Here is a 24,421-nt window from a genome sequence, read left to right as displayed (position 1 = left end):
ATCTACGTTTATGAGGTCATCATTGACTGAATTAGTTAATATATTATTTTGCCAATGTGAATTCTAATACAGTTTCTGTTATTAATACAAGTAGCAATGCTGTTTTCGCAACAATTTCAGTACATACATTCTTTCAGTGCATCGTCTCTTTAGTCGCCGAATCAATTCCACATATTTTTGGAAGGGGGAATATTACCTAGGATTTCAAAAATGTTTACATATCCATATAACAATAATTGATATTGAATGTTTTCTACCTTAAAAGCTAGTTAGGCGATAAAAATAACATGAATGGACATAATAAGTTTGGTAAATTCGCGTATTACTTTTTTAATCCTAGGTATTATATTGCTTATAAAAGGATGTGTTAGAAGTGAGAATTGGAGTAGTTAAAGAGATAAAAAAGGGAGAAGCACGTGTAGGAATGACCCCTGAAAATGTTCGGAAGTTAGTTGAAGAAGGGCATCAAATCTTAGTAGAAAAAGATGCAGGTATTGGATCAGGATATACAAATGATGAATATACAGGCGCAGGTGCAAATTTAGTAGCACAAGGAGAAGCTTGGGAAGTTGATATGGTAGTTAAAGTAAAAGAACCATTACCTGAAGAATATCGTTACTTTAAAAAAAATCTTATAATCTGAGGTTTTTTACATTTGGCTGCGTCGAAAGAATGCGTAGAAGCAATGAGAAATGCTGGTACTACTGCAATTGCAGGAGAAACAATTAGCGAAGATGGTGTTTTGACATTATTAAAGCCAATGAGTGCAATTGCTGGGCGTCGTGCTGTATTTATGGGAGCATATTATTTAGAAAAACAACATCAAGGAGAAGGGATCTTATTATCAGGTATTGAGGGAATCCTTGCCGGAAATGTAGTTATTTTAGGTGGAGGAAATGCTGCAACTAATGCCTGTGATATGGCAATTGGAATTGGATGTAGTGTTACAATCCTAGAGGTTAATCAAGAAAGAATTGCATATTTAAGAAAGCAATACACAACAGAAGAAGTAAATATAATTGAATCTAATATTGAAAATCTAGAGCGAACGATTAAAGAAGCAGATTTATTTATTTCAACAATTTTAATACCAGGATCTCGCCCTCCTAAAATTGTTAAAGAGTATATGGTTCAATCTATGAAGCCAGGAAGTGTCATTGTGGATATTGCAATAGATCAAGGTGGTACGGTAGAGACAGTCGATCATTATACAACTCATGATAATCCTGTATTTATTAAACATGATGTAATCCATTATGCAGTACCAAATATGCCTGGTGCTACTCCACGTACTTCTACTATGGCCTTAGCAAATGGAAATATTGAGTATTTACTAGAAATAGCTAAAAATGGATTAGAGAATGCAATCCAAAATAAACCGGCTTTAGCAACGGGGATAAATATTTACAAGGGTACGATAACTTATGAGAATTTAGGCGCAACACTAGAGTTAGATTATAAGCCATTGAAAGAAGTGTTAATATGAGTAATGAAATTTTACCACTCAACATTGGGAATATAAAAAATGCACAAAAAATTTTAGATGGAAATGCTAGAAAAACGCCTTTGGTTAAATCTTTCTATTTAACCAGTAAAACCGGTGGAGAAATTTATTTAAAGTTGGAAAACATGCAGTTAACAGGTTCATTCAAGTTTCGTGGTGCATTTAATAAAATTTCTCAACTTACAAATGAAGAAAAAGAACGTGGTGTAATCGCCTGCTCAGCTGGAAACCATGCACAAGGTGTCGCATTATCTTCTCATTTACTTGGTATCAAAAGTAAAATTGTGATGCCAACCTCTGCACCGCAAGCTAAAGTGGATGCGACGAGAGGATATGGTTCTGAAGTTATTTTATACGGTGATACATTTGATGATGCAAAAGCAAAATGTGAAGAGATTATAAAAGAAATAGGCGAAACATACCTACATCCATATGATGATGTAGAAGTAATGGCTGGCCAAGGGACAATTGGGTTAGATATTCTGGATAATATGTGGGATGTTGATACTGTTATTGTACCTATTGGTGGAGGAGGAATTATTTCAGGGATTGCTGTAGCACTGAAATCATTTAATCCCTCCATTAATATTATTGGAGTTCAAGCTGAAAACGTACACGGTATGAAAGCTTCTTATGATGCTGGAGAAATTGTATCACATTATAAAGCTCCAACAATAGCGGATGGTTGTGCAGTTAAAATACCTGGAAATTTAACCTTTGAAATTGTAAAAAACCTAGTAGATGACATTGTAACTGTATCGGAAGAAGAATTAGAAGTAGCGATGAAAGACTTATTGCAACGCGGAAAGGCTGTCGTAGAAGGAGCAGGAGCGTTAGCTACAGCCGCTCTTCTTGCAGGCAAAGTTGATAAATATGTACAGGGTAAAAAAGTAGTAGCGGTTATTTCAGGTGGCAATGTGGATTTAAAACGTATTTCAAGTGTATGTGAGCATTTCTTTATTGCCAATGAAGTAAAATAATGATTGAGGAATGTATATAATAAGTTGATATTGCTAAAAAAGAGCTAGGATGAAACATCTTAGTTCTTTTTTGTAATATCAGGATACTCTTAAGGGGTACAGCCACACATCCATCAAGATAAGACAAACAAATACCCCAAAACGAGAAAATTGACATCTTCAGGCGAAAATGGGCAATTTTTTTGTTTTGGGGTATTATAAAAATCTTAAGTTGATGGGCATGGGGTAGCGTCAGGAAAATGCGGATTTACAACGTTAAGGAAATTTCAATATTAAAAAGCCTAATTTCTCAATTTAATGTGAAGAAATTAGGCTTTTTTTCTTACTCAATTAAAGCTCCCTATTGTTGAATAATGTTCAATTTCAAACAAATAAAGCCATTAATATTAAATCTTGATAGCCGCCATCCAATTTTACACCCTTTGCTTTTCTACCCTCTTCAAAAAAGCCTAGATTCTTATATAACTGGATTGCACCTAGATTATCTTCCATTACCTCAAGACAGACTTTCTCAATCTTACTGTTATTTTTAGCCCAATTGATTAACGTTTCTAGAAGAGATCTTCCAATACCATAATTTCGATATTTAGGTAGTATGTTCATCGCAAAAGCCCCTTGATAACTAATTTTTTCTTTGTTTCCGTTCTTAAAATCTATTGCACCGACTAACTTACCATCAACTTCAGCAATAAACTGTACATAATTTGGATTTTCATGATAAGTTTTTAACGTTTTTTGAATAACATCAATACTCACCTTTTTTATATCCTCAACCGTACTTAGCATATATGGAGCGTTTATTAAAGCTTTTGAAGCAGAATCTAGCATTCTTTCCGCATCCTGTTCTTTAGCTTCTCTAATTATTATTGTTTTTCCATCCTTAGATTTATAAGTAAAAACATTAGTTGATAAGATTTTACACACACCCTTTCGGAATATAATTAATCGGATTTTTTAATTATTCCACAATTCTTAAGTAAGAGAAAGTCGTATCACTTTTTTCTGCAATCGCTCACCTTCAACTTAATAACGATTATTTCAAAAAATTCTAATTTTGACAATAATTTATTCTGTTATATAGTCCTTTAACGGAATAAGGAATGATTATTGTTTCCCTTCTGATAGCTTTCTATATAATGAAGCCTTAGACACCTTTACCATTAGTACGGCAATCAAGAGTCCAGTCATGAAAAATAACAAAATTATTATCTTTAGTTGGTTGAACATCAAACTCTACTAGATCAGCCCCAGCTTTAAATGCTGCTTCCATAGATGGAATTGTATTTTTTAAATAAGGATATTCAGGTTTATTTATACGTTCAGCTGTACATGTATCACCCTCAATCCCTTCCATGCTAAATGTTTGCGAAAGCCCTCGGTGAGCAAGAAGAAGAGGAGTCCCATCGGCCCTCTCAGCAAAAAAAGAACTGTTATTTACATAAACAATTACAAATAGAATAAGAATTATCCAAGTCGTTTTACGTTTTAGTAACCTTTTTATTTTATTCATTGTATGTTCCTCTTAAATATTAGTTGAAATGATTTAAGCAATGTTCGTTAATTAAATACTGGTAGATGTTACAACCTATCATATTTTATTGCAGTGGATAGATTGGTAATTGAAGGTTAGTACTTATATATCAATATAGCTCTTCAGCGAATAAAGATATTTCTTTTGTTATCCAGATTCATAAAAAGCAGTTCACATCCTTAAGTTGATGGATGTGTGGTGTGCTTCTATAGGGGCGTAAAGTACTCAAAACTATGAACGTTTCCGCAACATTCTCCTTCGCCTCTTTCGAATAAAATTTATGCCAAGATATAATAAAAGTATAACGATATAAGGGGCGTCTTTTATGAGAAAAGAGAAAAGACAAAGGCTAATTAAACAAGCGGTGAGAGAGCATGAAATAGATACACAAGAAAAGTTAGTAGAGCTGTTAGCAAAAAAGGGGGAAATTGTAACACAAGCTACTATTTCGCGAGATATTCGCGAATTAAATATAATAAAGACAGTTTCTTCAAACGGTTTAACAATATATAAAAACTTCACAGGAGATAATATACAAACTGATATGATGTTAAAGAAAAAGTTGGGAGAAGTTGTCGTAAAGATTGATTATATAAATCAATTAACCATTATCAAAACTTTACCGGGTAATGTACATGTTATAGGTGTGTTATTAGACTCTGTAGAATGGAAAGAAAAAGTAGGGTGTATTTGTGGAAATGATACATGTCTTGTAATTTCAAAATCACAATCAGATAGGGAGATTCTAGAAGAGAGATTAAAATTAATTATGTAGATAAAAAAACTACTAATACAGGATTTTATTTCGGTACAGAAATAAAGCAGCTTTTCCGGAGCCTTGGTAATAAATTAAACTTTTAATTGGGATATTTTACGGTATATTGAAATTAATTGTCTTCTTAGTTGCTGAAGATACTTAATATAGAAATGATGTTGGAGTATCGAGAAAAATAATTAATTTTAAATAAGAATTTTTAACGTAAGGTAACTAAAATTTGAAAATGAGTATAATTAATTGAAATTGCTAGTTATAAGAGAGGGTAAAAGTATCTTGTAAAGTAATGCATATAACATAGAAAGATATAAGAGATAGGTGAAATTTATGAATACAAGACAAAAAGAAATTTTATTTCTACTATTATCTGAATCTAACGACTATTCATTAGTACAAGACCTTGCTGATAAGGTGAATTGCTCTGAAAAAACAATTCGTAATGACTTTAAAATAATTGAGGAGCACCTTGCGAATTATTCAAGTGCGATTCTTGTTAGGAAACCGGGATTAGGTGTGTACTTAGAGATTGATGAATATGAGAAGGTGGACTTGTTTAATAAACTTTATTGTATTAATAATCGCACAAAGTATGAATCAGATGAAGAAAGAATTCTACAAATTGCATACAACTTATTAATGAATGTAAAGGCAGTTACTGCACAGGATATGGCATCCCAACATTTTGTAAGTCGAACGACTATAAAAAAAGATCTAGATAGAATTGAAAAATGGTTACATCATTTTGATTTAACCATTGTTTCAAAACAGCGAGTTGGACTTATTATTGATGGAAATGAAAAGAAAAAAAGAAGAGCATTGGCTAGATTATCAGATTTGATTCGTAATTCTGATCTTACGAATCAATTTATTAAAGAACAATTTCAATATCATGAGGTTGAATTTGTTACGAACGAATTAAAAGCGTTACAAAAACGAAATGCATTATTTTTTACAGATGATACATTTGAAAGTTTATTAGTGCATACGTTACTTATGGTACGGAGAATGAAACTTAAGCAACCTATTTTAAATGCTGAAAATGAAATTAAAATACTGAAAGAAACAAAAGAATATATATGGACATTGGAATTTTTAAAACAGTTGGAATGTGTTTTTTCTGTTCATTTTACAGAAGAAGAAGTTACGTATTTAACAGCTCATATTTTAGGTGGGAAAATTCGTTATCAAGATAAGCCAATGCAGGGTAGCACACTTACTGAAAGTAATCCAATTCTTTCTATGGTTATACAGCAATTAGTTAAACGTATGTCGCAGTTGTATGAAATTGATTTCAGTAAAGACGAAATTTTAATTGAAGGGTTAACTATTCATCTATATACTGCATTGAATCGCTTAAACTATGATCTTTCCGTCTCAAATCCAATGTTACACGATATAAAAAGAATGTATCCCTATGTGTTTAATGTATTGATACAAGTATTAGAAGAAATAAATGATTCTCTCAATATATATATTCCGGAAGAAGAAGCGGCTTATCTTACTCTACACTTTGAAGCATCTGTTGAACGGTTAGATCACCAGGGAAAATCTAAAAATGTAATTATTGTTTGTCATATGGGAATTGGCACGTCTCAGTTGTTACGTACAAAAATTGAGCGTAAATTTCGTCATATCCATGTGATGGACTGTATTTCAAAAGCTGATTTACAAAGTTATATGATGAAACATCGTGATGTAGATCTCGTTATTTCAACTACTACTCTTTCAAAATTAAACATTCCTCATATAGTAGTATCCCCATTATTAGAGGGGCCGGAAGAAAAGAAGTTAGGAGACTTTATACAAAATTGTGATGAGACAAGTTATAAAGAACAAAAAGACTTTGTTATGCTCAATTATACATCTCCATTTTTAGTTTTTTTACAACAGGATATACAGCACCCATATGAGCTAATTGAAAAGCTAGCGTATGCTTTGCATAGTAAGGGGTATGTAGATAAAGAGTATGCAGAAAACGCAATTATAAGAGAAAAAATGTCAGCGACAACGATTGGGGCAGGAATCGCAATTCCTCATGGAAATCCGAAATTTATTCAAGAGTCAGTAATTGCAATTGCTACATTAAAGGAACCAATTGATTGGGGAGCAGAGAAGGTATCACTTGTATTTATGCTAGCAGTTAAAAGTGATGGACAAGAGGTAACGAAACAATTGTTTCAGGAACTATCCTTTATAAGTGAGCAACCATCCTTTATTCAAAAGCTTGCGAAAGAAACAAACGTAATGAAATTTTTGTCCCTTTTACATACTTAACCGAAAAGTGGAAGATCAAATAACCCGTTGTTTGCTTGGGTAAAAGGTTTATTTTTCCGGAAGTTACGGTAAAAAATGAAACTTTTGACGTCGTAATATTGATTTATAGTAAGTGTAGGCGGTTAGTAAAAGTGTGAGGAGGATTAAGAATGAAGTTGTTAGCGGTTACATCGTGTCCAAATGGGATTGCCCATACTTATATGGCAGCTGAAAATTTGCAAAAAACAGCGGATAAATTAGGAGTCCAAATGAAAATTGAAACCCAAGGTGGAATAGGGGTTGAAAATGAGTTGACTGAACAAGATATTCGCGAAGCAGACGGCATTATTATAGCTGCAGATAGAGTCGTAAATAAAGATAGATTTGTAGGAAAAAAATTGTTGGTTGTTGGAGTACAAGATGGTATTCGTAAACCAGGAGAATTAATTCAGAAAGTAATCAGTGGTAATGTACCTATTTATCATTCACAGTCAAAAATAGTAGAAAGTAACCAACAGGAAAGAAAGCAAAATCCGATATATCGTCATTTAATGAATGGTGTATCATTTATGGTCCCATTTATCGTAGTCGGGGGATTATTAATAGCAATTGCGTTAACACTTGGGGGAGAAAAAACACCTGGGGGTCTAGTGATTCCGGAGGGTTCTTTCTGGAAAACCATTGAACAAATTGGTGGTGCATCATTTACGTTCATGGTTCCAATACTGGCTGGATATATTGCATATAGTATAGCGGATAAACCTGGACTTGTTCCTGGTATGATTGGTGGATATATTGCAGCAACAGGAAGCTTTTACGGAAGTGAAAGTGGTGCCGGTTTTCTTGGTGGAATTATCGCTGGTTTCTTAGCTGGTTACATAGCGTTAGGAATCAAAAAATTAAAAGTTCCAAAAGCGATTCAACCAATTATGCCGATTATTATTATTCCGGTATTTACTTCCCTTATTGTAGGTTTAGCATTTGTATTTATTATTGGTGCCCCTGTCGCGCAAGTTTTCGTATCATTAACAGCTTGGTTAGCAGGTATGCAAGGGTCAAGTTCAATTCTCTTAGCATTAATTTTAGGGGCAATGATTTCATTTGATATGGGTGGTCCGGTCAATAAAGTAGCATTCTTATTTGGTTCAGCAATGATTGGAGAAGGAAACTATGAAATTATGGGTCCAATTGCTGCAGCAATTTGTATTCCACCAATCGGGATGGGACTTGCTACTTTCATAGGTAAGGGGAAATTCCAAGATTCAGAGAGAGAAATGGGTAAAGCATCATTCACAATGGGGCTATTTGGTATTACGGAAGGTGCAATTCCCTTTGCAGCACAAGATCCACTTCGTGTTATTCCGAGTATAATGGCTGGTTCGATGACGGGTGCTGTGATTGCTATGATCGGTCATGTAGGTGACAGAGTGGCACATGGTGGTCCGATTGTGGCTGTATTAGGGGCAGTAGATAATGTATTTATGTTTTTTGTGGCTGTAATAGTAGGTTCTACTGTGACAGCTGTTTTAGTGAATGTATTGAAAAAAGACGTTTCAAAGATAGAAAAACAAGAAATTGAACAAATAAAAGAAGTATCAGCAACAATAGAAGTGCAACAACTGGAACAAGAAGCACAAAGCAAAAGCTCACAAGTAGAGAAGATGAAAATTAAAAAGCTAACAGATATTACAAATTTAGAATTAATTGAAACGGATTTAAAAGGAGGAACACGAGATGACATCATTGATGAGATGATTCAAAAATTAAAGCATGTAGGTGCATTGCATTCAGTGACAGAATTTAAACAAGCTATTATGAACCGTGAACAAGAAAGTACTACAGGGATTGGTGTGAATATTGCGATTCCGCATGGAAAATCAGATGCTGTTAGGAAACCGAGCGTGGTATTTGGAATTAAACAATCAGGGGTAGATTGGAAGAGCCTTGATGGAACTAAAGCGAAATTAATATTTATGATTGCCGTACCAAAAGAAAATGAGGGAAATCAACATTTAAAAATCCTTCAAATGCTTTCTCGAAAACTAATGGATGACAGTTATAGAGAGCGGTTATTATCTGTCCAAACCAAAGAAGAAGCATACAAATTACTAGGTGAAATTGCATAGAACGGAGGATTCAAATCATGACTGAACCATTATTTTTTGCACCTGTTTTTAAAGAAAGAATTTGGGGTGGGACACATTTAACTGCTTTTGGATATGAGATTCCATCAAATCAAACTGGAGAGTGTTGGGCTTTTGCAGCGCATCAACATGGACAAAGTATTGTTAAGAATGGGAAATATAAAGGATTATCTTTAGGGGAGTTGTGGGAAGAACATCGAGGGTTGTTTGGTAATGTTGAGGGAGATCGTTTCCCTCTTCTTACAAAAATTTTGGATGCCAATCAAGACCTATCTGTTCAAGTTCATCCCAACGATGAGTATGCTAGCGTGCATGAGAATGGAGAGCTAGGAAAAACAGAGTGTTGGTATGTAATCGATTCCACAAAAGACGCAGAGATTATCTATGGGCATCATGCGAAAACAAAAGAAGAATTTATGTCTATGATTGAACAGAAAGAGTGGAACCAACTGTTACATCGTGTGAAGGTGAAACCTGGAGATTTCTTCTATGTGCCGAGTGGAACTGTTCATGCAATTGGTAAAGGGATTTTAGTATTAGAAACACAACAAAACTCTGATACAACCTATAGATTGTATGATTATGATAGAAGGGATTCAGAAGGTAATTTACGTGATCTTCATCTTGAAAGGAGTATTGATGTAATAGAAACTCCATATATTTCGAATCAGTTAACAATTAAACATGAAAAAGTAGATGATTTGTGTATAACTAATTTTATTAAATGCCCGTATTTTTCAGTGGAAAAATGGGAGTTAGATGGATCAGCTAGTTTGGAACAACAAAAAGACTTCCTTCTTGTTAGTGTAATAAAGGGGGAAGGTGCGCTAGTTAAGGAAGGTAAGCATTATTTATTTAAAAAAGGAGACCACTTTATAATACCTAATTATTTTGGAGGATACGATTTGGTAGGTAACTCTATATGTATTGCTTCAAGTATATAAAAATTATTTATCTTTATATATATATATTATAAGTTTTTCGTTTTAACACAAATTAATTAGAACCTGATTAAAAGGGGCTAATTAATTTGTGTGAAGTATAGTGATTTTTTACTGGTTATTCCTTTTAGAAATAACCGATAATATGAAATTTTTTTGTTTGTAATACATATAAAATTTCTTTAAGAGGCCCGAAAACTAATAAAATATTTAGGATTATATATAATGGAGCTGTCCACAATATGATTGACATATTACTCGCATTCATATCGAAATGGAACACCGAAAATATTAAAATTCTAATAACAAAAGTGTTGTAAATCAATACAATAATCCAAGTAAATAGCTGATAAAAAGCTGTTTCAATAGCAATTATACGAAGCTCTTTTCCTTTAAATATGAAATAAAAAATAAATGATACATAAAAAATTGTAATGCTATATAAAATGAGAATGGTGAAGGATAATAAAGTAATAGTATGCATCATTAATTTTAGTTTTTTCTCTCAGATAAGTTCAATCATATTCCCCCTATATACAGATTTGGTTCATTTAAAGATAACTCATTGTAAAATGCAAATCACCATTACAAAAATGATCGATTATGGAGCTACCCCTTCTAGAAATATCAATTTAATCATGAGAAAGCATGAAGAAGCTTTCTAACAATTTCAATTCTGTCCTCTAAATTTTCAGTATCTCTTTCAAGATACAGGTTATATCGAGCTGTAAGAGGAAAGCAAGTTGAAATTTTTGTTATCTATCGGGCTTTTTATACTTTTTAAAATTTCCCACCACAATAATCTTCAATAATAAAGCGTCAGGACACGTGTAATAATAAAAAAATTAACATAATAGCTTATAAAATTCGTTGTATAAATATAAATTATTATACGGATGTTGGTTCTGTTGCAAAGTTTTCTAAACGAAATTAAAATGTAAGAAAAATGATTCGAGGAGCATGATGCATGAGATATTTTAAAGGAAAACAGTTCAAGAAAGATATTATTTTGGTAGCCGTCGGCTACTACTGTCGTTTTTCTTTAAGTTATCGAGATGTATCTGAACTTTTGAGAGAACGTGGAATATCGGTTCATCCTACAACCATTATGCGTTGGGTGCATGAATATGGCAATTTGATCTATCAAATTTGGAAGAAGAAAAATAAATCAGCACATTTCGCATGGCATTTAGATGAAACCTACATCAAAGTCAAAGGAGAGTGGTGTTATCTTTATCGTGCGATTGATCGAAAAGGATACACCTTGGATATTCAACTTCGTAAAACAAGGGAACATCAAGCCGCTTATATGTTTATGAAAAGGTTAGTGAAAGCTTTTGGAGAACCAACAGTTCTCACAACAGACAAGGCTCCAGCTCTACTTTGTGCGCTCAAAAAACTGAAAAATAATGGTTTTTATGTGCATACGAAACATTGTACTGTTAAGCATTTCAATAATCTCATCGAACAAGATCATAGACATATCAAGCGACGTTTTGTCAAATCCGCAGGATTTCAAAACCTCCGCCATGCTTCACGTACAATCAAAGGAATCGAAACCATTCATGCCCTTTACAAACGAAGGCGAAGTTTTTCACAAGACTTCGCCTTTTCGGCATACCAGGAATTACAACAGTTAATGATGATGGCTTAAATTCTATCCCTAATGTATCGACCTATGTATACTTTTTTTAAACTTTGCAGCAGAACCTTTAAGAATATGTTAGTTTAATGATTACATAAAACAATAAATTAAATAAGTCTGTTAAAAAATGTTTGAGCATTTCCACTGACTCTTTCAGACATCTGAATATTTGCACCTTCATGACTTCCTCCAACAACGGTTAACACCATATTAGAATTGGAATTGTATTTATTTTTAAATACATAACCATCCCCATTTTTTTCTAAAATCCAATAATATTCATTCTGTCTTAGTGAATCAATTGTTGTAGCAAATACATTTCTATTAGAACTTGAAGTATCCCAAGCTAAGGCTAAATTTGAATTACTTACACTACGTATTACATATGCATTTTCTGATCGGTCATACGTAAAATTCCACCTTTGATGATTTCCTTCATTATTCGACCATAGTGTAACATTATTAATCCCATTTAAATCTAGTACACTACTATTATTTAAAGCTGTTACAATTTGAAAATCACCAGAAAGAGTTCCAGGGAAGTTTAACGCAATTGTGCCATCAATTAATCCTTTCCCAGGAAAATCGGCTGCAATAATTCCTGTATGAGTAAATCTACCATCTCTAATTCTTCTAGTAGTAAGAACGTTCGTTCCTCCGTAAAATATAGGACCTGATGTGGAATGATAACGTGGGTTATCTGGCCAATTAGAAGAAGGATTGCTACTTAATTGATATGCAAGACTATTGTTTTCTCGATCCGCAAAACCACTTGCTACAAACCAAGGCTTTGGATCCCCTAGAGTATCAATACGACCATTGGCACTTAAATGAGTAAGAAATATTAGATTTCTATTTCGCATGGCACTAAAAAAATGCTCTCTAACTTTTTCCCATTTAGCGTATATTTGACTACTACCGTCTAACTCCCACATATCATGTACATGTAACCAGCCCCAATCAATACCAAATTGTCTGCTACCTGGAAAATTTTGCAGTAGAATAATTTTCCCTCGAACTTCCCCTAATGTTGGATTTATTGGATTTGAACTATTAGTAGGAGTCCAAAAATAATGTTCCCTTCCTCTCAAATAGGAGTTAAAAGTTTCACCAAAAGTTCTTGTATTACCTACTGGGGGTGTTTGGAATCCAGTTTCTTCTTGTACTTTCATTAAAATAGTTTCTCTGGGATTTTGATTTAAAAAACTTATCACTGAATCTAAAACATCATCAAAATATGCATCTTGGAATGCAAGGTCATGATGGATAGGGAAGGTATTATAATAATGTCTGCAGCGAATATCAATATATCGGATTCCTGAGTTTAATTGAATATCAAGATTCATTGTTTGATTAATAAGAATATCTCCTAATACACTACCATAAAGTGCCATTGAACCATGTGTTCCTGGAATTGATAATTCACTTATTGTACGCGAATTATCAATATAGTTCATCCAATTTTTATTTGTATACTGAACAGATTGATTCACATTAAATCCACTTCTATCTATTGTTAATCGTCCATTAATATCCACGTAATTAGGATATGCTGATCGAATAGCTGGTGAATCAATGAAACTTTCCCGATTACTATGAGTTCCCATTTACTAAAAACCCCCTTGGATTTTTCTAATGATGATACATAAAGTAATTTTGTTTATCATTTTATATTTTAAAGATAAATTATTATATGTTATCAATGACTAATGTATGTTTTTGAATTTGTAACATAAAAAGAGGAACCAATTACATAGAATATATATAGTAATCTATATAGAATACGGGTTTTGATGCAAAAAAACTATAAAACTTGGACATACTGATATTTCTACTCTAGAAAAGGTGGTTGATCAGTATGAAAAAGGAAAATTTGTTCAACTGGAAGCATTATCAGCCGGTTCTGGTGCAAAAAAGCTAAACGGTTTGAAAATGTTCTTTCAAACTTGGCCATACTGGTACTACTACTTAAAAAGAGGTGTGATCAGTATGGAAAAAGAAAATATATTCAAATGGAAACATTATCAGCCTGATATCATTGTATTAGCGGTACGTTGGTACCTACGGTACAACCTCAGTCTTCGTGATTTAGTGGAAATGCTCGAAGACTGAGGATTATCCTTGGTCCATACAACGATTATGCGATGGGTTCATCAATATGGACCTGAATTAAATGAGCGTATTCGAAAACATTTGAAACGAACAAATGATTCCTGGAGAGTAGATGAAACATATATCAAAATCAAAGGTGAAAACATGTATTTATACCGTGCTGTTGATTCCAAGGGAGGCACGCTTGATTTTTATTTGAGTAATAAACGAGATGCGCAGGCTGCCAAGCGTTTTCTAAAGAAAACATTGGGTTCTTATCATGTCACAAAACCTCGTGTAATAACTGTGGATGGTGATAAAGCCTATCCCTTTGCGATACGGGAATTAAAAAATGAAAAAAGCATACCACATGGTATGCCACTTCGAGTGAAAAAATATTTAAATAATATGATTGAGCAAGACCATCGGTTTATCAAAAAACGAATCTGGAACATGCTTGGATTAAAATCATTACGAACCGCTACAAAAATGATTGCTGGAATAGAGGCCATGCATATGGTCAAAAAAGGACAACTCAAATTAAGGGAGCAGTCTGTCAAAAATCAGAATATATTTATCCAGCACTTGTTTGGATTGAACGTATAAGAGCTGATTCCGTTAGGAAGCCATGTCTTATGTAATCTCTGTTCATTCTTTACACCAGAACAACAGAGAAATCTAAAAAATCTTGGAGGTGCTATTTTGAAAATCAAACAGTATACACTTTTCTATCGATTTTACGAAATCCCTAAAAAGTATGTGGAGAAGGTTCTAACTCTTTTGTTAGAACCTTCTCTTATTTTTTCGAAGCAAAAGAGTCTTTTAAATTTTTTATCCAAAGAGATTTATGTAAATCAGTATGGGAAATCCAATTCCCTGATTCATGAGAACCGACAAATTCATTATTAATGGGATGCCAAACAATGAGATACGTTTCATTTTCATATTGTATTTCATCAAATTGCCGCAACGATTTTCCTAATGTGTCAGATTGACCGATAGGTATTGCCCCTTTTTCTAAAGTCTCTTTAAAGTTTTTCAAAGGCATCTCACTCCTTAGTATAGGTATATGTATATATTTTTTATAGGGTGTATTTTTTCCTGCTTTATTATTGCTGATTAAGAATGGATATTTTAAAAATATATGCAATAATCACGCTCTATAAAAGAAGGGAGAGTGTTGAAGTTGTTATATGAGTTATGTATATAATGAAAGACATATTAATAGACATCACCATGCATTGCCCTTGGCAACGATTCTTTCTTTTTCGGGGATTCGGGAGAAAATGATCAATCTCCCGTTCGTAAACGTACACTTTTACAGGTGGAAATGGGATATAATTATGTATGAGGTGAAAAAATGCAACGTAAAATATTTTGATATGTCAGGGTTTCCAGTAAAGACCAAAACGAAGAACGCCAGATTGAGAATATGAAGTATCTAGGAATAGAAGATCGAGATATTTTATTCATAAACAATCTGGGAAAAATATAAAAAGAGAAAATTATCAAATGTTAAAACGATTAGCTAGAACAGAGGATACAATTGCTTTTGATTCTTTAACAAGGCTGGGGCGTAGTATGAATGACGCGCTAGAAGAATTTAGATATTACGAACAACAGCGAATTAACTTATAATTTATTAAGGAAGCATTTATTAATGTGAATTATAATGATGAAAGTACAAATGATGTCATTCAGCAGGCTGTACAAAAAGGACCCCTTACCATTTTTTTGCCTTTGCAGAAAAAGAATGGAGTGATATCAAACAACGACAAGCAGAAGGGATTACATTAGCAAAGAAACAAGAAAAGCATTTAGGAAGACTACCGGCACAAATTACGAAGCAATTCATTGAGGTATATGATGAATGGCAATCTGGAAAGATTACAGAGGTCGGAGCGATGAGAAAATATGATATAAAGCGTTCTTCTTTTTATAAACTAGTAAAAGGGTACGAAGCGCACGAAAAAACAAACCATATGGCGAAAAATGAATGATGTTGAGAAAGGATAAGATTGAGTTTCTTCCTAATTTATATAAGAACCATATTTAGCACCTTATCATCCATCGCCGTGTTCTACAAAATTTGGCGAAGACGTGATACCTGTTAAGGGGATTCCCTTGATAGGTCGGGGTTATTATTATAAATGCCAAACAGGATACATCCATGCCGTAATTTTTAAACAAACATTTAATTCGTCATTATTTGCACAAAAACAAAAGGATTCGCTATAAATAGCGGATCCTTCTAATTGAATGCATCTTTAATTGTTAGGCTGTTTTAAGAATCTGTCGTCCTCTTTTTATATTTCTTTAACTTTGCAACAGAACCTTGCGCCGGATGACTGTAGTAATCCATGTTGACTTGTCACGCTGCTTTGATACAATTCGACACCACATACTTTTGGAGAAAATCGCAAAACATGTCCAAGATTCGCAAGTTATGCATCTCGTAAAACAGGTTATCAAGGTGACAGGAAAAATCGGTGTCCTGCAAGGGGGGCTATTTTCTCCCCTAGCCGCAAACATCTACCTCAATGAAGTAGATTGGACATTTGATGCCATTCGACGTAAGACAGAAGAAAACCATTACGAGGCTGTAAACTATCACCGTTTTGCTGATGATATAGTTATCACCGTAAGCGGACATTCTAGTAAACGAGGATGGGTTGAATTGGCATTGCGACGACTGTGGGAACAATTAAAGCCTTTGGGAGTTAAACTGAATCTGGAGAAAACTCGGATGGTTAATGTCTTAAAAGGAGAACCCTTCGGGTTTTTAGGGTTTGATTTGAGGCAAATACTGAATCGAAATAAGAGCAGACACTTTGTTCCTATTACCCCGAAGAAGACAGCCTGTACGAAAGTGAAAGCGAAAATTCGAGAATTAATCAGAAATGCAGGCGCCAAACCTGCACAGGATTTAGTAAAACAAATCAATACAGTACTGACTGGGTGGGTGAATTATTTCCGGGTTGGGAATTCAAGTCGATCCTTTAGTCAAGTGCGGGATTATACAGAGATGAAAGTCCGTACGTTATTGACGAGAAGGAAACGGCGCCAAAAGCGTAGTATTGGATGGCAGAGATGGAGTAATGAATATCTCTATGGTGTACTAGGGCTCTATTGGGATTGGAAAGTCCATTCTCTTGAAAGCTCAGGAAGATATTGATAAAAGTATTTGCCATTTGATAGGTCTTATAACCCTTTTGATGAAGTTTGTGGGGGGGGAAAACCTCACGAGCAGTTCTTATAGGGAGGGGCTGGAAATGGGCCATAACTGATACCGCGCCAGTCCTTTACCTGACAAATTTTATTTAAGACGTGGAAGTCCCTTTTTGAAATCGAGAAATGTCGGGATGTCAAACAGGAACGATTAGAGTGCCAAGTATATGGAAAACTAATCACCATTTTTCTATGGTCCTCTAGCATGTTTAAAATGCGACAGCTCATTTTACAAAAGAAACAAAAAGAATTAAGTGAATATAAAGCGATTGAAATGATTCAAGATCATTTATACATTTTGTATCAAGCTATACAGCAAAACACCCAAGAACTAACAAAGATTCTAATCCGCCTATTCCACCTCCTACAGAAAAACGGGCGAAAATCTCATTGATAGAATCTAAAAAACATAAATCTGTAAATATGTCTATTAAAAGAAATTTCAATCGATTATACTCATGATTTTTAATAAATTATATATATTTATCATATTTTTAATATGTTTAAGACTAAATTTCTAACGCAATATACATTTATTTAAACATAATAAAAGTTGAAAAATAACTTTCATTATAAATTAACTAAATATTGTGTCATGTTTTATAATAAAAGTGAAGGTTAGGTTTTATAGATAGTCCGATTTTACAGAATTTAATATGCGCTTTGGATTTTTTTCTAACCTGAAAATAGATTTAAAAGGAGTGCTTTTATGGATAAAAAACCAAAAAAAATATTGTCTATGACATTAGCTGTAGGGATCCTTACTGGAACATATATCCCTATTACCTCAACAGCGTTGGCCGAAACTGAGCAAGAACCAATTAACAGAGGTAGCATAGAAACAAATCCTCAGATAGATTCACGTGCTTGGATCTATAACCCTTATCAAGGTGTAAGCACAGGGCAGTTTCTCGATGCATTCAATGGTAATATATGGAAACCTCTATTGACACATATTCATAATAAAGGGGATGCTGGATCAGGAACTATAGCTTTTTTGAAAGGCATGATGACAACAGGACTATCTTTATTACCACCACCAGGTAGTCTATTAGCGAGTATTTGGGATGTATTTATTCCAGGGACTAGCGTTCAAAACGATATCTGGTTACAGATTGAAAAATACGTTGATGAAAGAATAGATAGTAAGATAAATGATTATCATCAATATCTTATGGGTGCCGAATATAAGGGTTCCATGGCAATGTTACAAGAATATCAGAGGGTTTTAAAAATATACAACGACAGTAAAAAAATGTCAAGGATTGAAGAACCTGGAACGCCTGTAATAGAGGCTGTTCGAGCAGCAGATCGAGATTTAAAGAAATTTATTACGATTATTCAGACACCTGAAAAGGAAACAGATTCTATATACCAACAGATAACAGCTCCAATTTTTGTACAAGCTGCTAATGTTCATCTTCTACTACTGAGAGACATTATTCAATTTGGTGATGAGTGGGGAATTGATAAAAATCAATTGCAGGGCTACAAGGAGCAACAGAAAGAATTAATTAAAGCATACACTGATTATGCCATGAAGGTATATAATGATGGGTTGCAAAAAAGAATTAATGAAGCAGATAAAATTAATGGCCCTGAAGATGGTTATGGCATTCCAGCTAAGCCGGGACCAGGGGAAGCTTACACGAATACACATAGATGGAATTATATCAATGAATATATAAGGGAATATACATTAAGTGTTTTAGATTTTGTAGCATTATTCCCATCAACGGATCCTAGCACTTATTCTACAGGGGCAATGCAAAAGAATTCTAGACAAATTTATTCTTCTATTAGTGGAACAGTAACACCAAGCACCCAAACATGGAAGGACATTAATAATCGCTTAACATCACAGGAATATAAAGGCGAGCTAGTAGCTGCCGAGATAAGATCTTACGCCCGAATTGACGCTCTTGCACCGTGGTTCGACAGAAATAGTGGCACCACTTATAATACTGGCTGGATTGGAAATACGAGTGGAGGAGTATTGAGAAAAATTACAGCTGATTACAATAATCCACTTACGAAAGTTAATATAGGCGATCAACGTACACCTTTCTACTTCCAATTAACACATGAAAATGGAAGCGCTATCCCACAATTTGGTCAAGACGATCCTAGATTGAAGAAGCGCACTTTCGAGTTTCCTAATCAAAAAATTTCTGATATTCAAGCATTTGGGAAAAGTACAACACCTGGACTTGATGGTATTGATGCAGTGGTCTTTGGATTTGTCGACAGAAATCTGGACTCTAAGCACGATTTGATGGGGAATATGCTAAGTTCAATCCCAGCTGAGATGTATCAGGAAAAGAGTAACTTCAAACCTCAAATGGAGCCTATTAATGCACAGCAAAAAGCTATGAAAACAGATAACACTAATTCTTACTTAACTTATAAAGTAAATTCTTATAAAACGCAGGAATACAAAATTAGATACAGGGTTGCTGCTAACGAGAATAGTAAAATCAGTCTCTCCAAAAAATCAGGAACCAATTTTGAAAAAATAGGTGACACAAATATTTCAAAGACAGTAGATGCTAAAGATACAGTCAAGGGGGAATACGGTTATTATAAAGTTATAGAAGGACCTATCATTAAATTAAACCAAGGACAGAATGAAATAAAGCTAGAAAATACACAAGGAAAATTTGCAATTGATAGAATTGAGTTAGAACCGCTCGGGAAGAATGAAGTGATAGCACAAGATGATTTTGATAACAAAAGGTTAAATTGGATTAATATAGGTGGTATTGTGAATGGAGGTTTCATGGGTAAAGCAGGTATGATTGATAAAAGTGGAGATACTTGGACTTATATTCAAGACCAATTACTGCCATACTCTAAATATACTTTGAGTATGAAAGTGAAATTAGATTCCAATAATGAAAATGAGAAACAAAAGGTAACAATATTCACAGACAACTTAAAGCATGAACGAATAACAAAAACAGTCGAGCTTAAAGGGAAGACTGATTATCAAGAAATAAAACTAGAATTTATTACAAACAATGATTTAGCAAACACCCATGTTGGGATTCTAACTTCAAATGGAACATCTAATGTATTATTTGATGATGTTCAAGTTATAGGTATAAAGAAAGGCTAAACTTTTATGGGGTCTGGTGAAAACTTTTTCAAAGAACAAGTTATCCGATCAAAAAGAAAAGCTGACAGATAATCAATTATTACAGCAATACACAATGAAGTGGCTAAAAAGGGTTCTAGTGCAAAGAATGAACAGAGATTACATAAGACATGGCTTCCTAACGGAATCAGCTCTTATACGTTCAATCCAAACAAGTGCTGGATAAATATATTCTGATTTTTGACAGACTGCTCCCTTAATTTGAGTTGTCCTTTTTTGACCATATGCATGGCCTCTATTCCAGCAATCATTTTTGTAGCGGTTCGTAATGATTTTAATCCAAGCATGTTCCAGATTCGTTTTTTGATAAACCGATGGTCTTGCTCAATCATATTATTTAAATATTTTTTCACTCGAAGTGGCATACCATGTGGTATGCTTTTTTCATTTTTTAATTCCCGTATCGCAACGGGATAGGCTTTATCACCATCCACAGTTATTACACGAGGTTTTGTGACATGATAAGAAGCCAATGTTTTCTTTAGAAAACGCTTGGTAGCCTGCGCATCTCGTTTATTACTCAAATAAAAATTAAGCGTGCCTCCCTTGGAATCAACAGCACGGTATAAGTACATGTTTTCACCTTTGATTTTGATATATGTTTCATCTACTCTCCAGGAATCATTTGTTCGTTTCAAATGTTTTCGAATACGCTCATTTAATTCAGGTCCATATTGATGAACCCATCGCATAATCGTTGTATGGACCAAGGATAATCCTCTTTCTTCGAACATTTCCACTAAATCACGAAGACTGAGGTTGTCCCGTAGGTACCAACGTACCGCTAATACAATGATATCAGGCTGATAATGTTTCCATTTGAATATATTTTCTTTTTCCATACTGATCACACCTCTTTTTAAGTAGTAGTACCAGTATGGCCAAGTTTGAAAGAACATTTTCAAACCGTTTAGCTTTTTTGCACCAGAACCAAATTCTAACCTAATTCTAATTTATGGTAAAATCAAAATGCGGATAGGAAGAAAAAGGGGAAATGGTAATGGATTATTAGCATATCGGGGGAATAAAAAATGTTAAACAATAATGTATTAGATGAACTATTTAATGAGGTAGCATATGAAGATGAATCGTATTTTTATTATTTTTACACTATGAAAATGGCGGCAACATCAGAATATATTAAATTTGGTCCTGGTGCATTTTTAGAAAATCAACACCAAGTGATTTGCTTTACTAATAAGAGGATAATGATGCTTGAATTGAATCCGTTAACTGGTAAGTTTAATGGCAAAAAGATAATAATTGATATTGAAGATGTAGAGGGAATTAAAGTAAAAAGAGGGCTAATAAAGTCTAAAGTTATTGTTACATTAAAAAATAACAAAGGGGATATTGTTATGAATCCAATTTTCAGATTAAATACAGATAGATTTTTTGACTATGATATAAATATTACAAATAGGGGCACCTCGATTAGAAATAGAAAAAGCAACCTAATTATAAATATTAAAGAAATTCATTCATTGTATTACAGAAAAATAACTCTACCTAATTTAGATAGCTACGAAAGCAAGTATTGGACTCTAATGCAGCGTGAAATGCTGAGTATTGTAGAAGGAATCGCAGAAACAGCTGGTAATTTCGCTTTGACTAGACCTTCAGTATTACGTAAAGCAGATAATAAAATAGTTCAAATGAAATTAGCAGAAGAAATTGGATTTACACTACCTCAATCCTTGATTACAAATTCAAATCAAGCAGCAACCTCCTTTTGTAAGGAAAATAATACATCTATTGTTAAACCCTTATCTGCTGGAAGGATAATTGAAAAAAATAAAATCGGCATCATTCAAACAAACTTAGTAGAAGCAAATGAAAATATTCAAGGTTTAGAATTGTCACCAGCATATTTTCAAGATTATATACCAAAAGATACAGAAATAAGATTAACTATAGTTGGAAATAAATTATTTGGGGCAAACATTAAATCAACTAATCAAGTTGACTGGCGAAAAAATGATGCCTTATTAGAATATAAACCAATCGATATACCAGATAAAATCGCAAAAATGTGTTTAGAAATGATGGGAAAGTTAGAAATAAAATTTGCAGCTTTCGATTTTATTATACGAAATGGAGACTGTATTTTTCTTGAATTAAATGCCAATGGTCAATGGCTTTGGCTAGAGGATATATTGGAATTCGATATATCGAATAAAATTATAAATTATTTGTTAGGGGAACCTGTCTAATGAATCCCTTAATTTCTAAGCTTAAATATTTTTCAATTAAATTATTATCCTATAGCCCCTTATTGAGATTCACAGATGATACTACATTTGGGGAAATTACTGAAAGTAGTACAAAGCTAAGGTTTTCTTTTATTAGTTTCAATACCGGTCAATGGATTTTTCACTTTTTTACCACGATAAAAGATAATAATACTCGAACATTCAATTATATTAAAATTTTAAAGTTAAAAGAGGTTCAAAATTTACCTAATATAAATGCCATAAACACAAAATATAATAATTATGAAATTCATGTAAATACTCTTTCAGATGAAGATTGTGTTATTCATAAAGATGCTCTTCAGTATAAACTATCACAAATAGAGGCTCGCAAAAATAAAGCTTTTAATAAATATCTAGCATATATTGCCATAGTTGCACTTATCTTGCCCTTATATGCATCTTTTTTTAATAAACTATATGATTTAAAAGATTATTACACAGTTATTTTTACAATTATTTTACTCTATTCATCTTTTAACCTATTACTTTTTATAAGTAGTTTTATTAAAATTAAAAATGCACCAAGAGTAACATTTAGTTCTATTCGAAATTCATCGGCACCTGCTAAGGCACTAACCCTAGGATTGTACTATGATTGGTTAGTTTCAGATGAAGAAAGTACAGTTCAGGTTACTATTATTAAAAACATCGAAAAGTATATGCTTACTATAATTAGTATCAGTATATTATTTTTAGTGACTTTTAATATAGTTGAATACACTAAAAAATCTACAGTAAAAAATAGTGTTGTAGAAAAAAGTAAAGATAATCATTCTGAAATATTAACTCTTGATACATCTAGTAATCCAAAACAATTTATATATATTAACAAAGACGTATTTGAAAAAATAGAAAATAAATTGTTAAAAAATAATGTTACTAAAGTTATTATTGTCTATAATAAATCTACTATGAATGATAATTATCAACGTATCTTAAATCTAATTAATACTTATAGTTCTAAAGATACTGATATTATAAAATTAGAAAGTAACAAAAATAATGAAGTACAAATTATTCTTTTGAAAGGGGATAATAAATAATGTATAAACCTTATATAGCTAAATATGTTGAAGAACAAACTTTACAACCTATTACTAACTTAGTTTATGATGACATTACTCAAATTTCGTTTATTAACAAAGAAAAAAACGTAAAAAAAATTAATTTAGGACCTGACAAAACTAGTCTTACCGAAACCATCGAAACCATCGAGAACGGAGATCCAGACGAAATATACTTGGTCCCTGATACAACTATGAAAACAGCAATTGTGGAAAACCTAGATGCAGATGAATATCTCTTAGGGCCTGATACAACTATTCGTACATTTACAGTAGAGAATAATGATACTGATGAACACTACTGTGAACCTGAAACTACTAGAATCACTAAAACGATTGAAAACATTGATCCCGATGAATATTACTCCTAACAATAAAACACACACTTTTAAAAGTGTGTGTTTTATTGTTTTACTATTTATTACTTCGACATTCCTTAATGTTAAATAGAATTTTAGAAATCTATCTTAAACTAACCGCTTAATATATGAGAGAAAATCACCAATCTATATATCAAAAAACATATTAAATTTAAAGGATAGTGCTGAATCATTAAATATTATTTAACATATCGCGTATTTTACCCACAAGTATAAAAAAGTTTCCAAGTTTGTGTTGCCAGACAAAAAAGAGGATATAAGAGCTATAATATCAACTTACTTTCAGTTAGTTTACATAACCTTTATTATAGGTAGTCATTTAAAACGAAAATATTTCGTCTCAAATTAAAAAGTAATGTTATGTTATTGAGACGAAAATTAAACAGTAATAAGCCCAAATAGATATTACATATTATATGAGTTAATACAGTATGTTTCGCTTATCACGAGAGTTATCTATGTATCAGGCTAAG

The 24,421-nt window shown here is 33.0% G+C and carries 16 protein-coding genes and 6 pseudogenes; 16 read left to right on the top strand and 6 right to left on the bottom strand.

The features are described 5' to 3' along the window. Positions 1–56 precede the first annotated feature (56 nt). The 3 genes and pseudogenes from AC241_RS36095 (at position 57) to tdcB (ending at position 2,484) form a co-directional block, all read left to right on the top strand. Positions 57–200: a hypothetical protein gene (locus tag AC241_RS36095; protein ID WP_196303447.1), complete on the top strand. Its 144-nt coding sequence runs from the start codon at positions 57–59 to the stop codon at positions 198–200. A 173-nt stretch (positions 201–373) separates the two neighbouring features. Then, positions 374–1,486 (top strand): annotated as a pseudogene (gene ald / locus AC241_RS29880) (alanine dehydrogenase). After that, the gene (tdcB, locus tag AC241_RS29875; RefSeq protein ID WP_050845440.1) at positions 1,483–2,484 is read left to right on the top strand and encodes a bifunctional threonine ammonia-lyase/L-serine ammonia-lyase TdcB; all 1,002 of its coding nucleotides are present in this window, start codon (positions 1,483–1,485) and stop codon (positions 2,482–2,484) included. Before ald ends, tdcB begins: the two are co-directional and overlap by 4 nt. A gap of 363 nt (positions 2,485–2,847) precedes the next feature. Here the strand turns inward: tdcB and AC241_RS29870 are convergent, their stop codons facing one another. Both AC241_RS29870 and AC241_RS29865 read right to left on the bottom strand, forming a co-directional pair. Then, positions 2,848–3,408, bottom strand: a complete 561-nt coding sequence (locus tag AC241_RS29870) for a GNAT family N-acetyltransferase (protein WP_080990938.1) — start codon at positions 3,406–3,408, stop codon at positions 2,848–2,850. 223 nt (positions 3,409–3,631) lie between these two features. Next, positions 3,632–3,994: pseudogene (locus AC241_RS29865) on the bottom strand (glycerophosphodiester phosphodiesterase family protein); the annotation flags it as partial. A gap of 346 nt (positions 3,995–4,340) precedes the next feature. On the opposite strand from AC241_RS29865, the gene AC241_RS29860 reads away from it, so the two are divergent. From AC241_RS29860 to manA, 4 genes are all read left to right on the top strand, one after another. After that, on the top strand, positions 4,341–4,790 hold the full coding sequence (locus AC241_RS29860) for an arginine repressor (RefSeq protein ID WP_050845438.1): 450 nt from the start codon (positions 4,341–4,343) through the stop codon (positions 4,788–4,790). 327 nt (positions 4,791–5,117) lie between these two features. After that, the gene (locus tag AC241_RS29855) at positions 5,118–7,064 is read left to right on the top strand and encodes a BglG family transcription antiterminator (RefSeq protein WP_050845437.1); all 1,947 of its coding nucleotides are present in this window, start codon (positions 5,118–5,120) and stop codon (positions 7,062–7,064) included. A 149-nt stretch (positions 7,065–7,213) separates the two neighbouring features. Then, a complete protein-coding gene (locus tag AC241_RS29850; RefSeq protein ID WP_050845436.1) occupies positions 7,214–9,169 on the top strand; it encodes a PTS fructose transporter subunit IIABC in 1,956 nt (651 codons plus the stop codon). Between the two features lie 17 nt (positions 9,170–9,186). Continuing rightward, positions 9,187–10,131 (top strand): mannose-6-phosphate isomerase, class I, encoded by a 945-nt coding sequence (manA, locus tag AC241_RS29845; protein WP_050845435.1) that lies wholly within the window; start codon positions 9,187–9,189, stop codon positions 10,129–10,131. Positions 10,132–10,255: 124 nt separating this feature from the next. Here manA and AC241_RS35930 read toward each other — a convergent pair whose 3' ends face one another. Continuing rightward, on the bottom strand, positions 10,256–10,615 hold the full coding sequence (locus AC241_RS35930; RefSeq protein WP_050845434.1) for a hypothetical protein: 360 nt from the start codon (positions 10,613–10,615) through the stop codon (positions 10,256–10,258). A gap of 480 nt (positions 10,616–11,095) precedes the next feature. Here AC241_RS35930 and AC241_RS29835 point away from each other — a divergent pair, with 480 nt between their 5' ends. Further along, a complete protein-coding gene (locus AC241_RS29835; RefSeq protein ID WP_050845422.1) occupies positions 11,096–11,782 on the top strand; it encodes an IS6 family transposase in 687 nt (228 codons plus the stop codon). A 98-nt stretch (positions 11,783–11,880) separates the two neighbouring features. On the opposite strand, the gene AC241_RS29830 is transcribed toward AC241_RS29835, so the two are convergent. Continuing rightward, complete coding sequence (locus AC241_RS29830; RefSeq protein WP_050845433.1) at positions 11,881–13,380, bottom strand: phosphatidylinositol-specific phospholipase C domain-containing protein; 1,500 nt, start codon at positions 13,378–13,380, stop codon at positions 11,881–11,883. A 382-nt stretch (positions 13,381–13,762) separates the two neighbouring features. Here AC241_RS29830 and AC241_RS29825 point away from each other — a divergent pair. Further along, a pseudogene (locus AC241_RS29825) lies at positions 13,763–14,470 on the top strand (IS6 family transposase). A 190-nt stretch (positions 14,471–14,660) separates the two neighbouring features. Here the strand turns inward: AC241_RS29825 and AC241_RS29820 are convergent. Beyond that, complete coding sequence (locus AC241_RS29820; protein ID WP_050845432.1) at positions 14,661–14,912, bottom strand: hypothetical protein; 252 nt, start codon at positions 14,910–14,912, stop codon at positions 14,661–14,663. 333 nt (positions 14,913–15,245) lie between these two features. On the opposite strand from AC241_RS29820, the pseudogene AC241_RS29815 reads away from it, so the two are divergent. From AC241_RS29815 to AC241_RS29805, 4 genes and pseudogenes are all read left to right on the top strand, one after another. Then, a pseudogene (locus AC241_RS29815) lies at positions 15,246–15,864 on the top strand (recombinase family protein); the annotation flags it as partial. Between the two features lie 335 nt (positions 15,865–16,199). After that, positions 16,200–17,039 (top strand): annotated as a pseudogene (locus AC241_RS29810) (reverse transcriptase domain-containing protein); the annotation flags it as partial. A gap of 135 nt (positions 17,040–17,174) precedes the next feature. Further along, positions 17,175–17,483: pseudogene (locus AC241_RS33835) on the top strand (IS4 family transposase); the annotation flags it as partial. A gap of 318 nt (positions 17,484–17,801) precedes the next feature. After that, positions 17,802–20,210: an insecticidal delta-endotoxin Cry8Ea1 family protein gene (locus AC241_RS29805; RefSeq protein WP_050845430.1), complete on the top strand. Its 2,409-nt coding sequence runs from the start codon at positions 17,802–17,804 to the stop codon at positions 20,208–20,210. Between the two features lie 173 nt (positions 20,211–20,383). Here AC241_RS29805 and AC241_RS29800 read toward each other — a convergent pair whose 3' ends face one another. Further along, a complete protein-coding gene (locus tag AC241_RS29800; protein ID WP_050845429.1) occupies positions 20,384–21,091 on the bottom strand; it encodes an IS6 family transposase in 708 nt (235 codons plus the stop codon). Positions 21,092–21,280: 189 nt separating this feature from the next. Here AC241_RS29800 and AC241_RS35400 point away from each other — a divergent pair, with 189 nt between their 5' ends. The 3 genes from AC241_RS35400 to AC241_RS29780 are packed head-to-tail and all read left to right on the top strand — an operon-like array spanning position 21,281 to position 23,939. Beyond that, positions 21,281–22,462 carry a PH domain-containing protein gene (locus AC241_RS35400; RefSeq protein ID WP_230690642.1) on the top strand — a complete coding sequence of 394 codons (1,182 nt, stop codon included), beginning with the start codon at positions 21,281–21,283 and terminating at the stop codon, positions 22,460–22,462. After that, the gene (locus AC241_RS29785; RefSeq protein ID WP_050845428.1) at positions 22,462–23,547 is read left to right on the top strand and encodes a hypothetical protein; all 1,086 of its coding nucleotides are present in this window, start codon (positions 22,462–22,464) and stop codon (positions 23,545–23,547) included. Before AC241_RS35400 ends, AC241_RS29785 begins: the two co-directional genes overlap by 1 nt. Then, positions 23,547–23,939, top strand: coding sequence for a hypothetical protein (locus AC241_RS29780; protein WP_050845427.1), 393 nt, complete (start codon positions 23,547–23,549; stop codon positions 23,937–23,939). Before AC241_RS29785 ends, AC241_RS29780 begins: the two co-directional genes overlap by 1 nt. The last annotated feature ends 482 nt before the right edge of the window (positions 23,940–24,421 follow it).

The sequence above is a fragment of the Bacillus thuringiensis genome (genome assembly GCF_001182785.1).
Taxonomy (GTDB): Bacteria; Bacillota; Bacilli; order Bacillales; family Bacillaceae_G; genus Bacillus_A; species Bacillus_A thuringiensis_S.
Note: the sequence above shows the minus strand (reverse complement) of the source record. Positions and strands in the feature narration are given on the sequence as shown.